Genomic DNA, 21,297 nt, shown 5'->3' on the forward strand with positions numbered 1-21,297 from the left:
TGTTTTCATAGTATCCTGTATTTTCTTCACTTACTTTTTTGTATTCTTCTCTTTTTAATATTTCTCCTATATATGTCCCTGTTTCATATTGTTTGTCATGTATTATTTTTAATTTTTCATTGGCTAATGATGCGTAACTTCCTTCATATACTTTTATTTTGTTTAATTCTTCTACAAAATATGAATAATCTATATCCATACCTACTAGTCCAACAAAAATATCTTCATAGAAGAATGGAAAGGAATAACTTATTACATTTTTTCCACTTTTTTCTATGTCTTTATGTACTTTTGACCAATGACCATTTTTACTGTTCTTTGTTTCGAAAAACCATGTATAATCTGGATTATCTTCTACAAAATATTCAGGATTTATGTTTATATCTTCAGATTTGAAAATTGTATCTTCCGATTCATCATATATTATTCCATGTATTTTATTATCCATTGTTATTTCAGGGTTTATTAGTATATATGCATTTAAATTTCCTTCAACGCTTTCAGAATAAGCTTTTATGAAACTGTCTGTTCTTGATAAGTAGTTTTCAACATAGGCACTATTTCCAAAAGCACCTGCAACTTGGAATTTTGAAAATGAGTTATTGAATATTGAATTTGAAAAATTTTCCATTACTGTTTCAAGATTGTTTATAACGATATCAAATTCTTTTGCTTTATTGATTGAATTTAATAAAAGTTTGTCTTTTGAATTTTCCCTTATTATGTTAGAGGTATTTTGTATTCCTATAAAACTTAGAGAAAGACCTAATAAAAGCGAGATTATTACTATAGAAGCGATTATTTTTACTGATATTTTTTTCATTTTTTTCCCTCCCAATATTAAACTATATAAAAAATGGGTGCAGGTATCCTGCGCCCATCCATATCAATTTTATCAGAATTATTTTTATTTATATTTCTTAGCTTTTTATTTTTTGTAAAGGTTGATATTTAATAATTAGTTAATCATTTGTTATATAAATGGCAGGCAACTTTATGATCATCGCCTTTTAGAAGAGGTTTTTGTTTAGAACATATATCCATTCTGTTTGGACATCTTGGATGGAAAGGACAACCAGAAGGAGGGTTTATAGGACTTGGTGGTTCTCCTTTTACCTCAACTTTGCTCAATTTTCTTTCTTTTGGATTCCATCCAGGCATAGAACTCATCAATATTTTTGTATAAGGATGTTTTGTGTTTTCAAATAAGTCTTCAGATTTTGCCTCTTCTACTACATGTCCAAGGTACATAACAACTATTTTGTCGCTTACATGATATACTATATCAAGATTATGAGATATGAATAAATAAGCTATTGAACTTTCTTTTTGTATATCTTTTAAAAGGTTTATAACTTGTGATTGTACTGAGACATCTAAAGCGGATGTAGGTTCATCACATATTATTACTCTTGGCTTTAATGCAATAGCTCTTGCAACTGCTATTCTTTGTCTTTGTCCTCCAGAAAATTCATGAGGATATCTCGATATATATTCTTCGTATAATCCAACTTTTTTTAACAGATCTTTCACATAGTTTGTTTCTTCTTCTTTGGTTTTAAACATTTTGTGTATTTGAAGTGGTTCGCTTATTATATCTCCTATAGTCATTCTTGGATCTAATGAATCAAAAGGATTTTGAAATACCATTTGAAGATCTGATCTGTATATCATATTTTCTTTTTTATTTAATTTTCCCACGATATCTTTTTTTACACCATTTTTATCATGATATATTATAGATCCTTCTGTTGCATCATGGATTTTTGTTATTACTCTTCCAAGTGTAGATTTACCACAACCTGATTCACCAACAATACCAACAGTTTCATTTTCGTATAAGTCTAGATCTATGCTTTCAAGTGCTTTTACATGTCCTACTGTTTTTAAGAAAACCCCTTTCTTTATGGGAAAATATTTCTTTACATTTTTTATTTCAAGTATTTTATTCATTCTTATCATCTCCATAAAGCCAGCATGAAACTGTATGATTTTCTTTTGCTTTGAAGTCATCTGGTATCATAGTTTTACATTTTTCTGTGGCAAATTCACATCTTGGATGAAATCTACATCCTTCCGGAAAATTGGTTGCTTTTGGAACAAATCCATCTATATGAGGTAAATATTTGCCTTTATAAAATTTTTGTACTCTTGATTTCATAAGTCCTTGTGTATAAGGGTGTTTTGGGTCATCAAAAATTTCATATACCGTTGATTTTTCAACTATTTTTCCAGCATACATTACATGAACTCTATCGGCAAGTTCTGATACAACTCCCAAATCATGTGTTATAAATATTATAGATGTATTAAACTCTTTTTGAAGGTCTCTCATGAGATTTAATACTTGTGCTTGAATAGTTACATCAAGTGCTGTAGTTGGTTCGTCAGCAATTAAAATTTTTGGTTCTGTAATCAATGTCATGGCTATCATGACTCTTTGTAGCATACCTCCACTCATTTCATGAGGATATTCATCGAATCTTTTTTCTGGAGAAGGTATACCAACTTTTTTTAGCATTTCTATACTTTTCTCTCTTGCTTGTTTTTTGTTTAAACCAAGATGTATTTTACATACTTCGAATAGTTGTTCTCCAACTGTATACAAAGGATCAAATGCGGACATAGGTTCTTGAAATATCATTCCTATTTCTTTACCTCTTATTTTTCTATATTGTTCATAATTTAAATCTAAAAGATTTTGTCCATTATATATTATTTTTCCTTCTATCATTGCAGGTGGTTGTTTTACTAAGCCCATTATTGTCATATTTGTTATGGATTTACCACAACCTGATTCACCAACTAAGGCAAGTATTTCACCTTTTCTTAATTCGAAGCTTACATTATCAACAGCTTTAACTGTACCATCGTATGTATTAAAATATGTTTTTAAATTTTCAACTTTTAAAATCACTTCACTCATACTTTTTCAACTGCCTTATAAGGATCAGCCGCATCTCTTAAAGCGTCTCCTAGAAAATTGAATGATAATACTGCTATTATTATAAATATTCCAGGTATTAAAAGCCATGGATGAGATTCGAGTTCTGATAATGATTGAGCTTGTTTCAATAATAGTCCCCAACTTGTCATAGGTTCTTTTATACCGAGACCTAAGAAACTTATAGAACTTTCTCCTAATATCATTCCTGGAATTGATAATGTTGTAACAACTATTAAATAACTCATTGTGTTGGGTATGAGATGTTTCATTACAACTCTGAATCCTGAAGCACCCATTATTTTTGAAGCCATTACATATTCTTTTTCTCTTAAACTTAAAGTCATTCCCCTTACAACTCTTGCTACTCCCATCCAACCTATAAAAGAAAGTACTATTACTATACCAAAATAAACAGCTGTACTTGGCCAATCGGGTGGTAATAACATTGCCAATGCTAACCATAAAGGTATTCTTGGGAATGATCTCAATAGTTCTGTTAGTCTTTGAATTAACATGTCAACCCATCCACCATAATAACCTGAAATAGCTCCTATTATAGCACCAAGCATAACACTTATTAATGCTCCTACAAGACCAACTGTCATGGAAACTCTTGCTCCCATTATTATTCTTGAGAAAAGATCTCTTCCGAACTTATCTGTTCCGAATATAGTATACATAGCTCCAGAATCTTTTTCTACACCGAATAGATGTAAATCTGTTTCCCAAAGCCCCCAGAATTTATAAGATTCTCCCCTTACAAAAAATTTTATTGGGACTGGATTATCTTTGTCTTCTGTATATGAAACCATGAAAGTTACTGGGTCTCTTTCTTTTTTTAAAGAGTATATATGAGGACCTATAAATTTTCCTTCAGGGTTTTTCCAGTATACTTTTGATGGTGATGAATATATATAATTTCTATGTGCTTGAGTATAATCATATGGAGATACAAATTCTGCAAATATAACTAAAATATATAGTATTATGAGTATTACTAAACCTACCATACCTAATTTGTTTTTGAAGAAAGTAGTCCATATTCTTTTTGATGTCTCATTCATAAGCAAATCCTCCTTAACTGATTCTTATTCTTGGATCCAGTAAAGCCAATGCAATATCTGATAGCAGGTTACCAATCTGTGTTATAAATGCGATGAACATCAAAAATGTCATAACTAAGTATTGATCATGGTTTAATAAAGCATTGTAAAAAAATGGTCCCATTGTAGGTAAGTTTAATACTATTGCTGTTATTATAGTTCCACTGAATATTTCAGGTAATTGCATACCAGCTATACTAACCATAGGATTAACGGCGTTTTTTACAGCATGTTGTTTTACAGATTTTTCTTTAAGCCCTCTTGCTCTCAAAGAGGTTATAAATGGTGAACCAGTTATATCAAGCATATTTCCTCTCATGACTCTCATTAAACCAGCTAATCCACCGGTTCCTACTACTACAAGAGGTAACCATAGATGGGAAAGCATGTCTGCGAATTTAGCCCATGACCAAGGTGCTCCGATGTATTGAGTTGAAAATATTCCTCCAACAGATGTAGCTCCAGCTTTTAAAGAAACCCACATTAAAAATAATGCAAGAAAGAAATTAGGTATAGATAAACCTAAAAAACCCAATACAGTTAAACTGTAGTCTCCGACTGAATATGGATGCAGGGCAGAATATATTCCAATTGGTATGGATATGAGCCATTGGAATAAAACCGTTAATAAAGCGATAGAAATAGTCCATCCCATTCTTTCCCATATTAATTCCCCAACGGGTCTTTTATAAGCAAAAGAATAGCCAAAATCACCTTTAGTTACTATACCTTTTACCCATATTAAATATCGTTCAACAGGGGACTTATCTAATCCTAATTTTTCTCTTAGCTCTACTATTTGTTCTGGGGAGACTCTTGGATTATTCATATATTGAGTTACAAAATCTCCAGGCTGTAGTTCTGTTAATGTAAAACAAATGATGGATATCATAATCATCATAGGTATCATTATAAGTAGCCTTCTAGTAACAAATGACCACATTCGAATTCCTCCAATTTTTTAAAAAATGGAGGAGGAAAAACCTCCCCCTTATTATTTTATTTGTCAAATACTGTATAAGTTAAATAAACTAATGTTCCATCGTCCATTTGATAGAAGTTTCCTACACTCTTTTGTGCTCCCATTAAATCCATACCTTTACAAACGAATATGAAAGGTACTTTTTCAGCATAAATTTCTTGCCATTTGTCATAATATGATTTTCTTTGGTCTATATTCATTTCTGTTTGACCTTTTTCGAACATGTTCCAAACTTCTAATTCCCAATCATACATTTCTGATTTAACTGCTGTTCTTGTTTCTGAATCCATTGTACTTAAATGATTATAGTATAATGGGTTACCAGGTTGCCATATAGCTTTTCTTAATTGTGGATCTGGTTGATTACCAAATGCCCATAATGACATTTCAAAGTCACCTGAAAGAGCTTTTTGTGATTGTAATCCAGCATCTAAAATTTGTAGATTCATTTTTACACCGATATTCTTTAAATCTTCAGAGTATAAATAAGCTATATCTTGGAATTCTTGTGTTGTTTTTGTCAATAATACTATGCTTAAATCTTCTCCATTTTTCATTTCTCTTATACCATCATTGTCTATATCTTTTAATCCTAATTCATCTAACATTTTTGAAGCTTTTGTTAAGTTAAAAGATCTTCTTATTTCTTCAATCTTAGGATTGTAGAATCCTTTGTTGCTTGGAAGTACTGGAACTCCACCATAAACTGCCAATGTATTGTATACTTCGTCTATTATTCTATCTCTATCTAAAGCGTATTCCATTGCTTGTCTGAACTTATCATTTCTGAATAATTCTTTTAGAGAATCATTTTTTGCATCAAAATTGAAAGTTATATGTAAAGGACTTGGTGTAGGTTTTGAAGGTTGTCCTCTAAATATTACAAAATCTGCACCTTGTAATTCTTTTTGTTTTAATACTGGATAATCTTTTGAATTTACTTTTATATAGTCTATTTCACCAGCCATAAATTTAGCCATAGCAACTTCAGCATCTTTAACTATTAAATATTCAAAAGTATCAACATATGGAAGTCTGTTTCCCCATTTGTCAACTTTCCAGAAGTTAGGATTTCTTTTTAAAATAACTTTTTGATCTACAACATAGTTGTCTATTAGATATGGTCCTGTACTAACTATATCTTTAACATTTGTGTCTGTTGTCCATATTTTGTTTACAGATCCTAAGTCATTTTTATTGAAAAGTTCTGAAACTTTATGTTCAGGGTATATAGGTGCTTGAGCTAATACTGTAAAGAAAGCTCCATATGGTGCTGGAAGTGTAGCTTTAACAGTCATGTTATCTACTTTTTCCCATTTTACAAGTTCACCATTTATTGTGTATCTTGCAATAGAGTTTCCTTCAGCAAATTTGTTCATTACAAAATAATCTAATGTAAATATAACATCATTTGCGTTGAATTGTACTCCATCAGACCATTTAACATCTCTTAAATGGAAAGTTACTTCTTTTCCATCAGCAGAAACGTCCCATGATTCAGCTAATCCAGGCTCTATTTCATTTGTTATAGGGTTAGCTTCAACTAAAGGAGATAGAACATTTGGGATTATTGTATATGCTGCATTGTCTAAAGTTCCATATAAATTGAATGATTGTGGTGCAGAAGATAATGCAGTTGTCACTCTTCCTCCCAATTTAGGTGTTTCTGGTGTGAACATATCTTTTACAACAAAATCTTTAGAAAAAGCAAATAAAGATATCATAATAACCATGCTTATAACTAAAAGTTTTTTCATCAGGAAATTACCCCCTTGTTTTAGTTTTTTACTTTTTTGAACCATAAAAATTATATATTATTTTACGAAGATCGTCCAATTTGTAAATATTACAGGTCCGTCTTGTTTGAGTTGATATACATTTCCAACTCTTTCATTCCATCCCATCAAAGTCATACCTTTACAAACGAATATATAAGGTATTTTATCTGCATAAATTTCTTGCCATTCATTATAATATTCTCTTCTTTTTGATTGATCCATTGTTGATTGACCTAAATCAAATAAATCATAAACTCTTAATTCCCAATCATACATATTTTCTTTTATAGCTTTTTTATTTTGTTTATCAAATGTTGAAGTATGATTATAATATAAAGGATTACCAGGTTGCCATATTTCTTTTCTCAATTGTGGATCTGGTTGATTACCAAAAGCTAACATTGCCATTTCAAAGTTTCCAGCTGTTGCTTTTTCTAAAGCTATATTTCCATCTAATAATTGTAAATGCAATTTAACACCTATTTTTTTGAGGTCTTGAGAGTATAAATAAGCAACTTCTTGATAATCTTGATCTGTTTTTGTTAAGAATACTATTTCTAAGTTTTTACCATTTTTTAGATTTCTTATACCATCATTATCTGTATCTTTTAATCCCAATTCATCTAATATTTTTGAAGCTTTTGTTAAATCAAAAGATCTTCTTATATCTTCAATTTTTGGATTATAGAAACTATTTGAAGGTAATGTAGGTGTTCCACCTTTAACTGCTAACATATTATAAACATCTTCGATTATTCTTTCTCTATCTAAAGCATATTCCATAGCATGTCTAAAATCTTCATTTAAAAATAATTCTTTTAGATCAGCATTTGTAGTGTCTAAATTGAAAGTTATGTGTAAAGGACTTGGAACAGGATTTATAGGTTCTGCTTTAAATATTCTATATGGAGCACCTTGTAATTCTTTATATTTCAAAGTAGGATAATCTCTTGGATTTAAAACTGTATAATCTACTTCTTCTGACATGAATTTAGCCATTCTAACTTCAGGATCAGCTATTATTAAGAAATTTAGTTTATCTATATAAGGAAGTCTATTGCCCCATTTGTCAACTTTCCAGTAATATGGATTTTTCTTTAAAACAAATTTTTGATCAGGAGTATATTGTTCCATTGTAAATGGTCCTGTACCAACTATTTTTTCTACTGGAGTATCTGTTGTCCATATTTTATTTACAGAGCTTAAAGCATTTTTGTCTACTAAAGGTTCTAAAACATGTTGTGGGAAAATTTTTACATGTGTTAAAGTTATAAAAAATGCTCCGAATGGTTCTGGTAATATTGCTTTTATGGTCATATCATCTATTTTTTCCCATTCTACAAGTTTTCCACCAAATGTAAATCTTCCTCTTGCATTGTTTTCAGCTTTATTATTCATTGCAAAATATTTTAAGGTGAACATAACATCATCTGCATCAAATGGGTGACCATCAGACCATTTAACATCTCTTAGATGAAAAATAACTTCTTTGCCATCTGGAGATACTTCCCATGATTCTGCTAAAGCAGGTTCTACTTCTTTTGTTATATTGTTCATATCTACTAAAGGATTTAATATTTGAAGCATAACTGTGTACATATGTGAATCTAAAGATCCATATAAGTTGAAAGATTGTGGAGAACCAGGTAAAGCAAGATTAATCTCTCCACCCATTTTAGGTTCTTGTTTTGTGAACATTTCGTCTACAACAAAATCTTTCGAGAAAGCTAAAAGTGCCATTGTTAGGATAAGACATACTATTAAAACTTTTTTCATTGTGACTCCCCCTTTATATCCCGTATTAATTAAATCATAATAATTGTATAACATATATGAAAATAAAAACAAACATGATTATATGTTATTACAATTAATCTAATTCGAATTAAAAACGAAAAAAGCTAAATATTATCAAAAAACTTAATTATTTCAAAAATAAAATATTTTTTTTAAAAATCATCTTAAATCTCTTTAAATAAAGACTTTTATTGTTTGTATCATTTTTAATATAAGTTTTATATAATGTACTTACTTTAAGATATTTTGATTTTAGAGTATTTTATTAATAATGATAAAAAATCGCAAATAAATACGAAATCTAATAAATATATCAGGTATGAGCATAGTTGACATAATGTTATTACATTTATTAAAATATAACATATAAGGGGTGATATATAATGGTTATGAATGGAATAGATATTCTTGAAAAAGAGAATTTTAAATCTTTGATGAATAAAAAGATAGGTATTATAACTAATTTTTCCTTTGTTAATAAAAATATGGAATTTATGATAGATAAGATGATTTCTAATGGAGTCAATATTGTAAAGATATTTACACCAGAACATGGATTATATGGTCTTCCAGATGGAAAGGAATATGATAATGAAGTACATCCTAAATATAATATTCCAGTTATTTCTCTTTATGGAGACAATAAAAAACCAAAAAAAGAATATTTAGAAGATATTGATTTATTGGTTTATGATATTCAAGATGTTGGATTAAGATTTTATACTTATATATACACTCTTGCATATTGCATGATTTCAGCAGATGAAAATGATAAAGATTTTATGATTCTTGATAGAATAAATCCTCTTGGAAGAAAAGTTTATGGTGGAAGGATGAAGGATGAGTATAAGTCTTTTGTTGGAGATTATGAATTACCTTTGAGATATGGCTTGACATGTGCTGAAACTGGTTTATACTATAAAAAACTTCTTGGATTAAAATTAGATCTTAAAATTATAAAAGTTGAAGGTTGGAATGGAGAAACTTTTGATAAAACAGATCTCATGTGGAATGTGCCTTCTCCTAATTTACCAGATTTTGAAAGTACTATAGCTTATGCCGGAAATTGTTTTTTTGAAGCTACCAACATAAGTGAAGGTAGAGGAACTACTAAGCCTTTTACTTATATAGGGGCTCCTTGGATAGATAATGATGATCTTTATGAAAAATTGAAAGAGAATTTTAAAGATTTAAATATAAGAAAAAGGGAGTTTATCCCGATGTTTTCAAAACATAAAGATATACTTTGTCATGGTGTTGAGTTTTTTCCAAATGATAATGATAACTTTTTTGAAATAAGTCTTTTTATAATGAATTATTTGAATAAATATGATCAATATGAAATTAATGATAGATTTAAAGGCCTTGTTGGTGAAATTTCTTTAAAAGATATTGATCATAAAGAATGGAATGAACAAGCAAAGCAATTTATTGAATACACAAAAGATATTTTAATATATGAAAAGGGGTTGGAGTTACTATGAATTTAAAAGATAGAGTAGGAAAACTTTTTATGATCGGATTACCATCTACAAGTCTTGATGATGAGACAAAAAGAGTTCTTGATGAAGTTAGACCTGGCTCAATCATATTATTTTCAAGAAACATAGAAAGTAAGGAACAAGTTAAAAAGTATATACAGGATATAACTGAATATCTTGGATATAAACCTCTTGTTACTATAGATCAGGAAGGTGGAATTGTTACAAGGCTTATAGAAGGTTTTTGTGTTGCTCCTGGAACAATGGCCGCAGCAGCTACTCAGAACCCTGAAAGTGCTTATAAGATGGGAAAAATATTAGGTAAAGAAATGAAGGCAATAGGTGTTGATTGGGATTTAGCTCCTGTAGTTGATATCAATAATAATCCTAATAATCCAGGAATAGGTGTTAGAAGTTTTTCTTCAGATAAAAATATTGTTGTTAATTTTGCTCAAAGGTTTATAGATGGTCTTGAAGAAGAAGGTATAATAGCTTGTTTAAAACATTTTCCTGGTAAGGGAAGAGTTGCTGTTGATGCACATCTTGATATGCCAGAACTCAATATATCAAAAGAAAAATTAATGGATGTTGAAATATATCCATTTAAAAATATAGATTCTGTTTCGTGGATGCCAAGCCATATATATATTCCATGTCTTCAAGATAAAAAAGAGCCTGCGACTGTTTCAAAGTCAGTTTTGACTACTTTTGTGAGAGAAGAATTGGAATATAAAGGTGTTTTGATTGCTGATGATTTATCAATGGGAGGTGTTTCAAATTATTATACTCCTAAAGAAGCAGCAGAGTTAACTTTTAGAGCTGGTATGGATATTCTTTCTTTTTGCCATGACTCTGAAATTCAAATATCTGTAAAAAAATATATGGAAGAGAAAATAGAAAATGATGAAGAATTAAGAAACAGAATGGAAGAATCTTTAGAAAGACTTGAAAAACTTTATGAAATAGCTAAAGTGAATAATAATCATCCACTTGAAGAAGTTGGTACAGAAGATAATAATAGAGTTTTTAAAGAAATATGTGAAAATTCAATAACAGTATATAAAAATGAAGATGCTGTATTGCCTTTGGACAAAGTAGATAATGTTTTTACTGTAAAATTAACGAGATTAGTTTTAGTTGAAGATAAAAAAGAAGGAGTGCCAGAAATTTCAAAGAGAATCTCTGAAAGATTTGATGCACCTTTAACTATTTTTGATCCTAAAGATAATGATGAAAAGATTGAAGATATTATAAATAAAGCTAAAGGGAAAATAAATATAGTTTTAACGGAAAATGCTCATTTATATGAGGGACAAAAGAAAGTTGTTGAAGAAATTGCGAAAAATTCTGATAAGATGATTTTAGTGGCATTGAGGAATCCTTATGATGTATTTATAGAAGGAGTAAAAAATTCAATATGTACTTATGGTTACACTAAGAATCAGCAAGAAACTGTTTTAGAATTATTAGAAGGAAAAATAAATGCAAAAGGAAAGATTCCTGTCGATTGGAGGATGGCTTAATGTTCGAGAAATTAGATACAGAAATGAATAATCCAAAGACTTTTAATATGGACAAAATGAGTATTTTTGAAATATTGAGATTGATAAATCAGGAAGATTCTCTTGTGGCTTTAACGGTTACAGAGAATCTTAAAGAAATAGAAAATGTTGTTGAAGAATGTGTGGATTCTTTAAAACATGGTGGAAGAATTATATATGCTGGAGCAGGTACAAGTGGAAGAATCGCCGTTATGGATGCAGTTGAAACTGTTCCTACATTTGGAGTTAAAGATTTATTCGTGCCTTTGATGGCAGGCGGTAAAGATGCATTTTTTGCTGCACTTGAAGCTGTTGAAGACAATTATAAAGCCGGTAAAGATGATCTTATAAATATTAATGTTAAGCCTGAAGATATGGTTATAGGGGTAACAGCAAGTGGTAGAACACCATATGTAAAAGGAATTATAGAATATGCCAAAGAAATAGGATGTAGTACGGGATTGGTTTGTAATGTAAAAGATCCTGAAATAAAAGCCGATACTGATATTTGTCTTGTAACTGGTCCAGAAGTTATAACTGGTAGTACGAGAATGAAGGCTGGTACTGCTCAAAAAATGGCTATGAATATGATTTCTACTGTTAGTATGATAAAAATGGGTAAAACATATAAAAATTATATGGTTGATGTTATGATATTAAATGAGAAGTTAGAACATAGAGCAACTAATATGATTTCTACTATAACAGGTTTAGAATTCGAAGATAGTAATAAATATCTTAAAGAAGCTGATTATAAACCTAAACTCGCAATATTGATGATTCTTTCTGAAAAGAATAAAGAAGAATGTATAAGAGCTTTAGAGAAAACTCAAGTTCTAAATGAAGCTTTATTGATTCTTAAGGAGGAATAGATATGAAAGATACTCCACTCCCACTATACTATAAGGTTTATAATAAATTAAGAGCAGATCTTGATAGTGCTAAATATTCGAAGGGAGATAAACTTCCCACTGAGATGGAAATATGTGATCAGTTTAATGTATCCAGATTAACTGTAAGACGTGCCCTTGAAGAACTTAAGAGAGAAGGTCTTATTGAAAGGAAAAAGGGAAAAGGAACTTATTTTACTGGAAAAAAACGTGAAGAACAATTATCTAATTTTTCGAGTTTTACGAATGAAGCACATAGAGAAGGAGATATAACATGTTCAAATGTTCTTGAAAATAAACTTGTTAAGGTGGATAATGAGTTTATAAGAGCTTTTGATTTGCCAGAAGATGCAAGAGTTGTATATCTTAAAAGAGTTAGATATCTTAATGATGAACCTTATGCAATAGAGAACGCTTATTTAAATCCAGGTGCTGATATAAGAGTTTTAAATATAATTGAAAAAAATATGTCAGAAGAATCTCTTTATAACATATTGATGGATGAATATGGATTGAATATATCATATGCTGAAGAGACTCTTGAAGTTAGTCTTTTATCTAAAGAAGAATCGGAATTACTTGGATTAAAAAGAGGCGAACCGGCAGTTTTAAGAAGAAGATATACTTATCTGGACAATAACCATTGCATTGAATTTGTTAAGTCTATTTATAGAGGTGATAAATACAAATTCAAGGTGGTGAGAAAAATATGATTTATATGGGTGTAGATGGTGGTGGAACTCATCTAAGAGCAACTGTTTTAAATGAAGATATTTTAAAAAAATATAGTATAGAAAGTGGAGTAAATCTTACAGCTACTAAAGAAGAAGATTTAAAAAAAACATTTGAAGAATTAAAGTCTAAAACAGGAAGAGTAGATTACATAACTCTTTCTTTTTCGGGTGCTGGAACTCAAAATCGTAAAGATATTCTTAAGAATATAGTAAAAGATGTTTATGAAATAGAAAATATTATAGTGTATCATGATGCTGAGGGTATGCTTTATTCCGATTTTAAAGGAAAAGGTGTCGTTGTGATATCGGGAACAGGATCTGTTGTTTTTGCAAAAGATGATGATAATAATCTTTATAGAAGCGGTGGATGGGGACATCTTTTTGGAGATAAATGTAGTGGTTTTTGGCTTTGTAATAGAGCAATACAGAAAACTTTTGATTATAGAGATGAACTCGTTATTAAAGATGATTTATATGATTTAGTTAAAGAATATTTTAAAGTTGATAATATTGAAGATTTAACCGATATACAAAAAAAATCAGATTTTAAAACATATATAGCATCATTTTCTAAGGTAATGCTTTCGAATATAACTCCAGCAGTTGAAGAAATTATTAAAGAAGGTCTTGATGATCTCGTGCCACGTTGTGAGAGTATGCTCAAGAAAGTAGGCTCGAAAAAAATAAGTGCTCATGGAGGAGTGTTCAAATCAGAGTATTTTATTAATGAGTTTAAAAATAGACTCAAGAATTATGAAGTTGAACTTTCTGATGAAGATGTTGCTACTAAAATATCTTTTTACACAAAAGAACTTTATGAAAGAGGCGATGTCAAATGAGAATAGAAAAAGTTTTAATAGTTGATCCTATTAAAGGAGAATTTACTGGAGATGTAATAATTGAAAATGAAAGAATTAAGGAAGTTATTCCAGTAGATTATGAGAAATATGAACAGATTTTAATGCCAGGTTTTGTAGATTATCATACACATTCCCTAAAAGGAATAGATACTATGCATGCCAAAAAAGAAGATTTTGAGAAATGGGCAAATATGAATTTTGAGTATGGTGTTACAAGTTTTTTTCCTACAACTGTTTCTGCATCAAAAACTCAAATCCTTTCAGTTATAAAAAATCTTGAAAATGTTGGCGAATCAATAGACGGATTGCATCTTGAAGGACCTTTTATAAATGAAGAAAAAAAGGGAGCTCAAAATCCAGCTTATATAAGAAATCCTACGATTGAGGAACTTGAAGAAATAACTCCAGAAATGGTCAAGTTAATTTCTATGGCTCCAGAAAGACAAAATTTTAAAGAAGCTTTGAATTATTTAAAAACAAAAAAAGTTAGAGTTAGTATAGGTCATTCTTCTGCAGGATATGAAATTTATAAAGATGCATTTAAAAATGGTGTGGATAGAATTACACATTTTCCTAATGCTTTATCTGCATTTCATCATAGAGAAATAGGTGGAACTGGTTCTGCATTACTGTTTGATTTTAAAGTTGAAATAATAGCAGATGGTATTCATTCTGTTCCTGAATTTATTGAGCTTACATATAAAATAAAAGGTGCAGATAAAATAATTCTTATAACAGATTCTATGGAAGCTGCAGGACTTGAAGATGGACAGTATGAACTTGGAGGTCTTCCAGTTACAGTAAAAGAAGGTGTTGCAAGATTAAAGAGTGGTAGTATTGCAGGTTCTACTTTACTGTTCGATAAAGGTGTTAGAAACTTTAAGAAATTCACAAACTGTACTTTACAGGATTTAGCAAAAGTTAGTTCTTATAATGCTGCAGTTGATTGTGGAATAAAAGATATAGGAAGAATTGAAAATGGATACTATGCAAACATAGTTTTGTTGGATAAAGATTTAAATGTATTGAAAACTATATTCAAAGGAAAAGAAGTATATAATAAATAATAACATAAAAAATTTAGCCCGGATTGTCATTCGACATTTCGGGCTATAGTATAATAATGCGCGGGATATACTGGGTAATTCTTTATTAATCTTCGGCTGCTACAATAACATTTATCCAGCCAAGAGTTATATTTTCTCCTGCTTGTAAAGCAAATCTATTGTCTTGATCTAATTTTACAACTACATCATAATACAAATTGATTACACCATTAGAACTTGAGTAAGCTAAAGGTGATTCTGGTTCTGTAGTTCCTAAAACATCAGGATTTTGAAAAACAGGTAAATATCCTCCAAGAAAAGGACCTGTTTTGTTTGAATTTAAAAGAGATCCTGCAGGTCTATACATAGCAACAAAAGCTGCAAGTCCTGTTTGTACACCAGTTGTAAATGCATCTTGTGATGTAGGATCTATTACATCTATTCCCCATGATTCATAATCTGGATAGTCTTGATCATCATTATAGAAATCTGGGTTAACAGCTTCTGGATTTACTTCGAACCAAGTTTTTACTGAAACTGCATTGTTTGAATTTATTGATATAGGTGTTCTGTTAAATAAGAAATAATACTGGTTATAAACATTAGGTTGGATTACTGGATAATTACTTTGGTTAAATCCCCAATCATTGTTTGTAAGCCATCTATCATAGTCTTCATAAGTACTCCAGTCTGTTTGGTTGTCACCCATAACTGGATCATTTGTGGTAAGAGTTACATGAGATTGTACTTCTACATTTACATCTATATTCAATGAATTATCTGAATTTGAAAATACGAATAAACTTATAGAAATTATCATTACTGCCAATAATATTTTTTTCATATCATTTCACCATCCTTTTGAAAAAAAGGGGGAAGATTCCCCCTTTGATTGATTGTGAGAATTAGAAACTATCAGCAGTAACTGTTACTAATACAGTACCTTTATTAGTTTCAGCGAATGCAGAATAACCTGTCCAAGCTTGATTGAATTCCATTGTCATTGTTAAATTATGAACCTTTTCTCCCCATGAACCTGTTGAAGAGTCAAAAGTTAATGAATGATTAACATACCAATCTTCAGCTGGAGCATCATAAGAAGCGAGTAAAGAATAACCATAATTTGATTTAACATCTATAGCTACTGTATCTTCTAATACGTCATTAACTGTTTCATCTGGATTGTACATAAAGTTGAAAGCATCATTTTCATCAAAATTAATTTCAACGTGTCTTGCAACGGATACCTTTACAGGTACTTCAATACTTGCAGAACTTGCTGCAAATGCCATAGAAACCATCATTAAAACTGCGAATACAAATACCAATGCTTTTTTCATTAGGAAATCCCCCTTTAATTTTAGAGCCTCATAGCCCTCGTTATCTTTTACACTAAAATTATATTCTATGACAATGAAAGAATGATATATACATAATCAAGAAAAAATAAAAGCTTAATAAAAGAATGCTAAAAAAAAGATGCTCTTTTTTAGAGCATCTATAAAGGGTTTTGGATCATATGAAAAATAAATCGTATTTTTTATTGAAAAAATTCAAAGATTTATGTATTTTTTCTGAAATTGATTTCTTTGAAGATTCTAATTCTTTTATTTCTCTGAAAAGAATATATATATTATTTTCTTTTTTCATCATTATATCAACTTTTCTGATGTTTTTTACCATATAATCAAAGACATAGTTTATATCTTCAATATTCTGAAACTTCATCATTACTATACAATAATCTATAGTTCTTTTATTTTTTTCGAGTTCTACTATCAAATTAAATTCTTCTTCTGAAAGCACTGTAGCTCCATTTAAAACAGCTGTATTAGAATGATTCTTTTTATTTATCATGTTTATTTTATTGCTAAGCATTGAAAAATCTTTGTTTTTAAATTTTTCTTTATATTCATCATATAATGACTGGGCCGCTATAAAGTTTTCATTTTCAAGATTTGTAGACATTAACTTTAACCATATATCATCTCTTGTATTATCCGTCAAAAAAGCTTTATTTAGAAGATTTAAGGCCTTTTCTTTTTCTTGATTTTTACAGTATAAATCGGACAATGATGAGAGTGTATCAACATAAAGCTTTTTAAGACTATCTCTCTTGGAGAATGTCCAGCTATCGTTGGCATTTTCTGGTAATAGATCTCCTTTATAAATTTTTTCTGCTTCTAAAAGACTTTTAAAATCACGTTTTTTTAATATCTTTTCAAATTCTTTTATATCTATGTATATTTTACTACTGTCAAAAAAACAATAGTTAAAATTTATGTATAATTGTTTTTTATCTATTTTTAAATTTTTTCTTATGAAGTATAAAGTGGAGTTTAAATTTGTTTTTGCATTTTCTTCTTCGAAACCATCCCAAAAAGTTTCAAAGATATTGTATAAAGGAACTTTTTGATTTGAGTTTATTATTAAATACTTAAATAATTCTAAAGCTTTTCTTGAACCAAGAGAGTTAATATCTTTATTATTATTTTTTATTCTTAATCCACCAAAAAGGTAAACATAAATCATTTTAATCGCCCCGCTTATGAATATTTAAAAGATATATCCGATATTTAATGATAAATTAAAATCATTATTTTTTATATCATAATATATATCGCCTGAAAATTGAAAGTCTTCGAAATTATATTGACTTCCAATATTTATAAAATAATTAAAATAATCTGCTTGTATATTAAATCCTCCTCCAAGATTTACATATTTGAAGAGATTTAATTTGCTCTTAAAATAAAAGTTTTTTATAAAATTAAATTTATCCTCTTCATAATAGACGGGAGTAAATTTTGCATACAATGAAATATCTTTAATTTTTACTTCATCTTCCAAATCTATTGAAAATCTTTTATCATTTATTTTTGCCATTATTAAAACTTCATTATAATAAAGACCTATGCCAAGAGATGTTTTATCATTCTCATATATTCCTTTTATATTGAATAGATCATTATAGTTTAATCCAAAATCAAATGCATTATTTTTTAAGGGATTTCCATAATAATTTATGAAAACCTCATTTTTATAAATTTTTTCTCCCTTTTCAAATAAATCTATATCAAATGCTTTTATATATATATTTATATCATTGTTTAATGAAGCAACTTTTTTTCTTTCATTTTTTTGAAGTGTAAAAATATTTTCAAATAACAAGTTATCATCAGATATACTAAATTTAACATCAAGAGAGTTTCTTTGGACATTATAAGGCATTATTTTGAAATCAAAATTATAATCTCCATTAGTTTTAAATTTTAATTCATAGTCTTCAACTACAGATACATTTAATATATTTGATTCATTATTTTTATTTTCTATGTATATAGAAAAATTTACTAAATTTGAAATTCCAATAATCGTAAAAGTTAAAAATGATATGATTAAAATTTTAAATTTCAATTTAGATCATCTCCAGAATAATCTATAGAAGCACTTAAAAAAATCATCAATCTTTTATTTAAATCCATTTTTTCATCATCACTGAAAAATAATCTTATTATTGGAAGTGTATGAAGGATTTCAACTCCAGCTTGAGTATTATAGAATTGATTTAAATCAAGATCGGCAATTAAAAGTACTTCATCAGGGTTTAAATCTACTTTTGTTTCAAGTATTGAATTACTCGTATTAAAACTTGTTTGATCTATACCAGAAATTTTAGAAAAATTTGATTTAAATTCAATTTGAATTCTCTTATTAAAATATGTAGGGGTTAAAGTTATACCAAGCCCACTATCAAGAGTATTAACTGTTTTTTTATTGTCTGATGAACTTATTATAAGATTTTTTTTGTCTTTTATTTCTATATTTACAGTCTTTCCTGATTTTACATTCAATGATTGATTGGTTATTAAATCTGCCATATGATTACTTTCATACATTTGAATTTCTGTTTGAAGAAGATCAGGTATTGTTAACTTTATCTTTGAATCCTCAAATTTAAATTCGGAATTTGCTAAATTGGTCAACTTGAATAGATTACTTTTCAAAATGTTATAATTTCTTTTTTCAACTTCTAATGCATATATATTTAGTTTTATATCTGGTATTTTAATATCAACCATATCTTGAACTTCTTTTATATAATCTAAAATATCTTTTGGAGCATAAAAAAGTATTGAATTATTTAATTGATTTACTTTTGCATATGTTTGATAAGATACTGGTAAAAGTTGTAAAAAAGTTTGAGTATCTATATAATTTAATTTCATCACTTCTTTTTCAGCAAGATAAGTAAAAGTTTTACTTCTTGGATCGGCAATTCCTACAAAATAAGTTTTTTCATCCATTTTTTTAAATGAAAATCCACCAGGAAGAAGAATTTTTTTTAGAACTTCTTCAAAAGGTGTATCTAAGAAGTCTGCAGTTATCATTCCTGCTACATATTCATCCATCAAAATCGTTTTTCCAGTTTGTAAAGCTAATTCATTCAAAGCTTCTGTGAGTTCAGTGTTATAAAATGTTATAGATATCAGATCAGAGCTATCTTCTGATTGTTTTGGGTTAAAATTTTCTAATGGAGCAACATCAGAAAATATCATTATATTTAAAAGTAATAATATTATTATAAAAAAAGCTCTATTCGACATTTAAAACACCACCAATATTGTCTAAACCTTTATTATCATGTTTTAAAGATATATTATAAAAATATTCTCCAGGTTCGAGTTTCGGAGTATCTCCTGTTAATATCATATAATCATTTGGTAATAACCATTTGTTTTCTTCTATAGGAAGTGCATCAAAACTTGCCACTAAAACTCTTTCAGAGTTTTGAATATTTATAGTTGCTTTTGGAAGTATGAATCTATCTCCAATATTTTCTACTTTAAAAGATACTGATCCATTATCTTCTAAGTTTACATAAGTAAATCCACTTATAGTAGCTTCTCTTGTAGCTTCTCCTATTAATATTTCAAGACTTACATCTTCACTTGTTAAGTATTTACCTGTTTCCTTGTTAAAAGAATCTAATTCTATCTTTCCATAGTAAGCACCAGGTGAAGCCTCTTTTGTAGTTTTTAAAGTTACTATAACTCTTGATTTTCTTTTATTTCTGAGCTCAAAAGGATTTTGTCCTTTTATTTCTACCCATTGATTTATTGAGCGATCTATACTCAATCCACCAAAATCTTTATAAGTTGCCCTCACTATAGTATCGTAATTACTCATATTTTCTGTATTAACTACTGTTGTTTTTGATGTTCCTGGGAACATTTTATATGTGTACAAATTTTGATCTAATCTTAAAGATAATTCTTCTCCAGAGGCAAACTTAAATATATTATCGGGTATATTTATATTTGAAGTATAGATTTTTTGTTTATCATCATAGCTAACAAAAAGATTTATTTTATAGTTTCCAGAAGATAATAAATACTTTGGTTGGCCATAAAAATATATAGAATTTCCTTGTAAAATTTTTTGATAATTTTTGTCATTTTTATCCATATATGAAGATTTTAAAGGAAGTTTTTCGATTATTTTACCATTATCATCTCTTAAAATAGCATTTATGGAAGTTTTTAAATCAAAGTCTGAAGTATTTGTAAGTGTTGCCAATATTGTAGGCTTTTTATTTGTGTCTGGTGATATTTCTATTGCAGATAAATCCATCTTTTTATAACCTATACCTCCAACATTTAAAGTAAATCTTATGGCATATCTCATTATAATTCCTATTTGTGTTGGGTCTAAATTTTCTTGTGGAGTTATCATTATTACAAAGTTATAAGTTCCAGCCTTTGCATTTATTGGAATATTAAATTTTACTGGTATTAAAGTTTTTTGCCCAGCAGATATTAGAGCTTCTTTTGGAAAGTCTATCCATGATGAATAAGGCATTAAATCATCAGGCTTTTTTATGAAATTAAATTCTCCATTAGAAGCTTGTATTAATTCGTATAGTTCGAGTTTTATGTTTTTATCTGATAATTCTGGATCTATTTTAATAGTTTCTTCTATTTTTTCTCCATTTTTAACAGATAATTCTTTTGAAAGTGGTTCTACACCTATTGCAAAAGCAACTGAATAAATAATTGCTATGATGAGAATTATAAAACTTTTTTTCATTTAAGACCCCTCCTAAAATGTAAATATCTATATAAGATTATATCATAA

General features: G+C 28.8%; 19 protein-coding genes. 6 read left to right on the plus strand and 13 right to left on the minus strand.

Features of this window, described 5'->3' with window-relative positions; all coding sequences use genetic code 11:
- The 7 genes from PWP28_RS08680 to PWP28_RS08710 form a co-directional block, all read right to left on the minus strand.
- On the minus strand, positions 1 to 823 hold an 823-nt coding region (locus PWP28_RS08680; protein ID WP_308644586.1), incomplete at its 3' end, for a hypothetical protein.
- Positions 824 to 966: 143 nt separating this feature from the next.
- Positions 967 to 1,953, minus strand: coding sequence for an ABC transporter ATP-binding protein (locus PWP28_RS08685; RefSeq protein ID WP_109606132.1), 987 nt, complete (start codon positions 1,951 to 1,953; stop codon positions 967 to 969).
- Positions 1,946 to 2,926 carry an ABC transporter ATP-binding protein gene (locus PWP28_RS08690; protein WP_308644587.1) on the minus strand — a complete coding sequence of 327 codons (981 nt, stop codon included), beginning with the start codon at positions 2,924 to 2,926 and terminating at the stop codon, positions 1,946 to 1,948. The genes PWP28_RS08685 and PWP28_RS08690 overlap by 8 nt, the downstream gene beginning before the upstream one ends.
- Complete coding sequence (locus PWP28_RS08695) at positions 2,923 to 4,011, minus strand: ABC transporter permease (protein ID WP_109606136.1); 1,089 nt, start codon at positions 4,009 to 4,011, stop codon at positions 2,923 to 2,925. Before PWP28_RS08695 ends, PWP28_RS08690 begins: the two co-directional genes overlap by 4 nt.
- A gap of 13 nt (positions 4,012 to 4,024) precedes the next feature.
- Positions 4,025 to 4,993: an ABC transporter permease gene (locus PWP28_RS08700; protein WP_109606138.1), complete on the minus strand. Its 969-nt coding sequence runs from the start codon at positions 4,991 to 4,993 to the stop codon at positions 4,025 to 4,027.
- Positions 4,994 to 5,049: 56 nt separating this feature from the next.
- A complete protein-coding gene (locus PWP28_RS08705; protein ID WP_305081658.1) occupies positions 5,050 to 6,789 on the minus strand; it encodes an ABC transporter substrate-binding protein in 1,740 nt (579 codons plus the stop codon).
- A 57-nt stretch (positions 6,790 to 6,846) separates the two neighbouring features.
- A complete protein-coding gene (locus PWP28_RS08710; RefSeq protein WP_109606141.1) occupies positions 6,847 to 8,586 on the minus strand; it encodes an ABC transporter substrate-binding protein in 1,740 nt (579 codons plus the stop codon).
- 404 nt (positions 8,587 to 8,990) lie between these two features.
- Here PWP28_RS08710 and PWP28_RS08715 point away from each other — a divergent pair, with 404 nt between their 5' ends.
- From PWP28_RS08715 to nagA, 6 genes are read left to right on the plus strand one after another with little or no spacing between them, the layout of a single operon-like run.
- Positions 8,991 to 10,091 carry a DUF1343 domain-containing protein gene (locus tag PWP28_RS08715; RefSeq protein ID WP_308644588.1) on the plus strand — a complete coding sequence of 367 codons (1,101 nt, stop codon included), beginning with the start codon at positions 8,991 to 8,993 and terminating at the stop codon, positions 10,089 to 10,091.
- The gene (nagZ, locus tag PWP28_RS08720) at positions 10,088 to 11,611 is read left to right on the plus strand and encodes a beta-N-acetylhexosaminidase (RefSeq protein WP_308644589.1); all 1,524 of its coding nucleotides are present in this window, start codon (positions 10,088 to 10,090) and stop codon (positions 11,609 to 11,611) included. The genes PWP28_RS08715 and nagZ overlap by 4 nt, the downstream gene beginning before the upstream one ends.
- Entirely contained in the window at positions 11,611 to 12,501 is an 891-nt protein-coding gene (gene murQ / locus PWP28_RS08725) for an N-acetylmuramic acid 6-phosphate etherase (protein ID WP_109606147.1), read from the plus strand. Before nagZ ends, murQ begins: the two co-directional genes overlap by 1 nt.
- Before the next feature lie 2 nt (positions 12,502 to 12,503).
- Positions 12,504 to 13,232, plus strand: a complete 729-nt coding sequence (locus PWP28_RS08730; protein WP_109606149.1) for a GntR family transcriptional regulator — start codon at positions 12,504 to 12,506, stop codon at positions 13,230 to 13,232.
- Positions 13,229 to 14,092, plus strand: a complete 864-nt coding sequence (locus tag PWP28_RS08735; protein WP_109606151.1) for a BadF/BadG/BcrA/BcrD ATPase family protein — start codon at positions 13,229 to 13,231, stop codon at positions 14,090 to 14,092. Before PWP28_RS08730 ends, PWP28_RS08735 begins: the two co-directional genes overlap by 4 nt.
- Complete coding sequence (gene nagA, locus PWP28_RS08740; protein WP_109606153.1) at positions 14,089 to 15,180, plus strand: N-acetylglucosamine-6-phosphate deacetylase; 1,092 nt, start codon at positions 14,089 to 14,091, stop codon at positions 15,178 to 15,180. Before PWP28_RS08735 ends, nagA begins: the two co-directional genes overlap by 4 nt.
- 85 nt (positions 15,181 to 15,265) lie before the next feature.
- Here the strand turns inward: nagA and PWP28_RS08745 are convergent, their stop codons facing one another.
- The 6 genes from PWP28_RS08745 to PWP28_RS08770 form a co-directional block, all read right to left on the minus strand.
- A complete protein-coding gene (locus tag PWP28_RS08745) occupies positions 15,266 to 16,003 on the minus strand; it encodes a hypothetical protein (protein WP_308644590.1) in 738 nt (245 codons plus the stop codon).
- Between the two features lie 61 nt (positions 16,004 to 16,064).
- Complete coding sequence (locus tag PWP28_RS08750; protein ID WP_109606157.1) at positions 16,065 to 16,499, minus strand: hypothetical protein; 435 nt, start codon at positions 16,497 to 16,499, stop codon at positions 16,065 to 16,067.
- A gap of 175 nt (positions 16,500 to 16,674) precedes the next feature.
- Positions 16,675 to 17,691, minus strand: coding sequence for a hypothetical protein (locus PWP28_RS08755; RefSeq protein WP_308644591.1), 1,017 nt, complete (start codon positions 17,689 to 17,691; stop codon positions 16,675 to 16,677).
- A 24-nt stretch (positions 17,692 to 17,715) separates the two neighbouring features.
- Positions 17,716 to 18,576 (minus strand): hypothetical protein, encoded by an 861-nt coding sequence (locus tag PWP28_RS08760; RefSeq protein ID WP_109606160.1) that lies wholly within the window; start codon positions 18,574 to 18,576, stop codon positions 17,716 to 17,718.
- A complete protein-coding gene (locus PWP28_RS08765) occupies positions 18,573 to 19,766 on the minus strand; it encodes a hypothetical protein (RefSeq protein WP_308644592.1) in 1,194 nt (397 codons plus the stop codon). Before PWP28_RS08765 ends, PWP28_RS08760 begins: the two co-directional genes overlap by 4 nt.
- Positions 19,756 to 21,249 carry a hypothetical protein gene (locus tag PWP28_RS08770; RefSeq protein WP_264149524.1) on the minus strand — a complete coding sequence of 498 codons (1,494 nt, stop codon included), beginning with the start codon at positions 21,247 to 21,249 and terminating at the stop codon, positions 19,756 to 19,758. The genes PWP28_RS08765 and PWP28_RS08770 overlap by 11 nt, the downstream gene beginning before the upstream one ends.
- Positions 21,250 to 21,297: the final 48 nt, after the last annotated feature.

This window comes from Oceanotoga sp., assembly GCF_030445905.1.
Classification (GTDB): Bacteria; Thermotogota; Thermotogae; order Petrotogales; family Petrotogaceae; genus Oceanotoga; species Oceanotoga teriensis.

Excerpts from the sequence above, each read along its gene's own strand:
- PWP28_RS08685 (WP_109606132.1), bottom strand. The coding sequence starts at position 1,953 with ATGAATAAAATACTTGAAATAAAAAATGTAAAGAAATATTTTCCCATA.
- PWP28_RS08690 (WP_308644587.1), bottom strand. The coding sequence starts at position 2,926 with ATGAGTGAAGTGATTTTAAAAGTTGAAAATTTAAAAACATATTTTAAT.
- PWP28_RS08695 (WP_109606136.1), bottom strand. The coding sequence starts at position 4,011 with ATGAATGAGACATCAAAAAGAATATGGACTACTTTCTTCAAAAACAAA.
- PWP28_RS08700 (WP_109606138.1), bottom strand. The coding sequence starts at position 4,993 with ATGTGGTCATTTGTTACTAGAAGGCTACTTATAATGATACCTATGATG.
- PWP28_RS08705 (WP_305081658.1), bottom strand. The coding sequence starts at position 6,789 with ATGAAAAAACTTTTAGTTATAAGCATGGTTATTATGATATCTTTATTT.
- PWP28_RS08710 (WP_109606141.1), bottom strand. The coding sequence starts at position 8,586 with ATGAAAAAAGTTTTAATAGTATGTCTTATCCTAACAATGGCACTTTTA.
- PWP28_RS08715 (WP_308644588.1), top strand. The coding sequence starts at position 8,991 with ATGGTTATGAATGGAATAGATATTCTTGAAAAAGAGAATTTTAAATCT.
- nagZ (WP_308644589.1), top strand. The coding sequence starts at position 10,088 with ATGAATTTAAAAGATAGAGTAGGAAAACTTTTTATGATCGGATTACCA.
- murQ (WP_109606147.1), top strand. The coding sequence starts at position 11,611 with ATGTTCGAGAAATTAGATACAGAAATGAATAATCCAAAGACTTTTAAT.
- PWP28_RS08730 (WP_109606149.1), top strand. The coding sequence starts at position 12,504 with ATGAAAGATACTCCACTCCCACTATACTATAAGGTTTATAATAAATTA.
- PWP28_RS08735 (WP_109606151.1), top strand. The coding sequence starts at position 13,229 with ATGATTTATATGGGTGTAGATGGTGGTGGAACTCATCTAAGAGCAACT.
- nagA (WP_109606153.1), top strand. The coding sequence starts at position 14,089 with ATGAGAATAGAAAAAGTTTTAATAGTTGATCCTATTAAAGGAGAATTT.
- PWP28_RS08745 (WP_308644590.1), bottom strand. The coding sequence starts at position 16,003 with ATGAAAAAAATATTATTGGCAGTAATGATAATTTCTATAAGTTTATTC.
- PWP28_RS08750 (WP_109606157.1), bottom strand. The coding sequence starts at position 16,499 with ATGAAAAAAGCATTGGTATTTGTATTCGCAGTTTTAATGATGGTTTCT.
- PWP28_RS08755 (WP_308644591.1), bottom strand. The coding sequence starts at position 17,691 with ATGATTTATGTTTACCTTTTTGGTGGATTAAGAATAAAAAATAATAAT.
- PWP28_RS08765 (WP_308644592.1), bottom strand. The coding sequence starts at position 19,766 with ATGTCGAATAGAGCTTTTTTTATAATAATATTATTACTTTTAAATATA.
- PWP28_RS08770 (WP_264149524.1), bottom strand. The coding sequence starts at position 21,249 with ATGAAAAAAAGTTTTATAATTCTCATCATAGCAATTATTTATTCAGTT.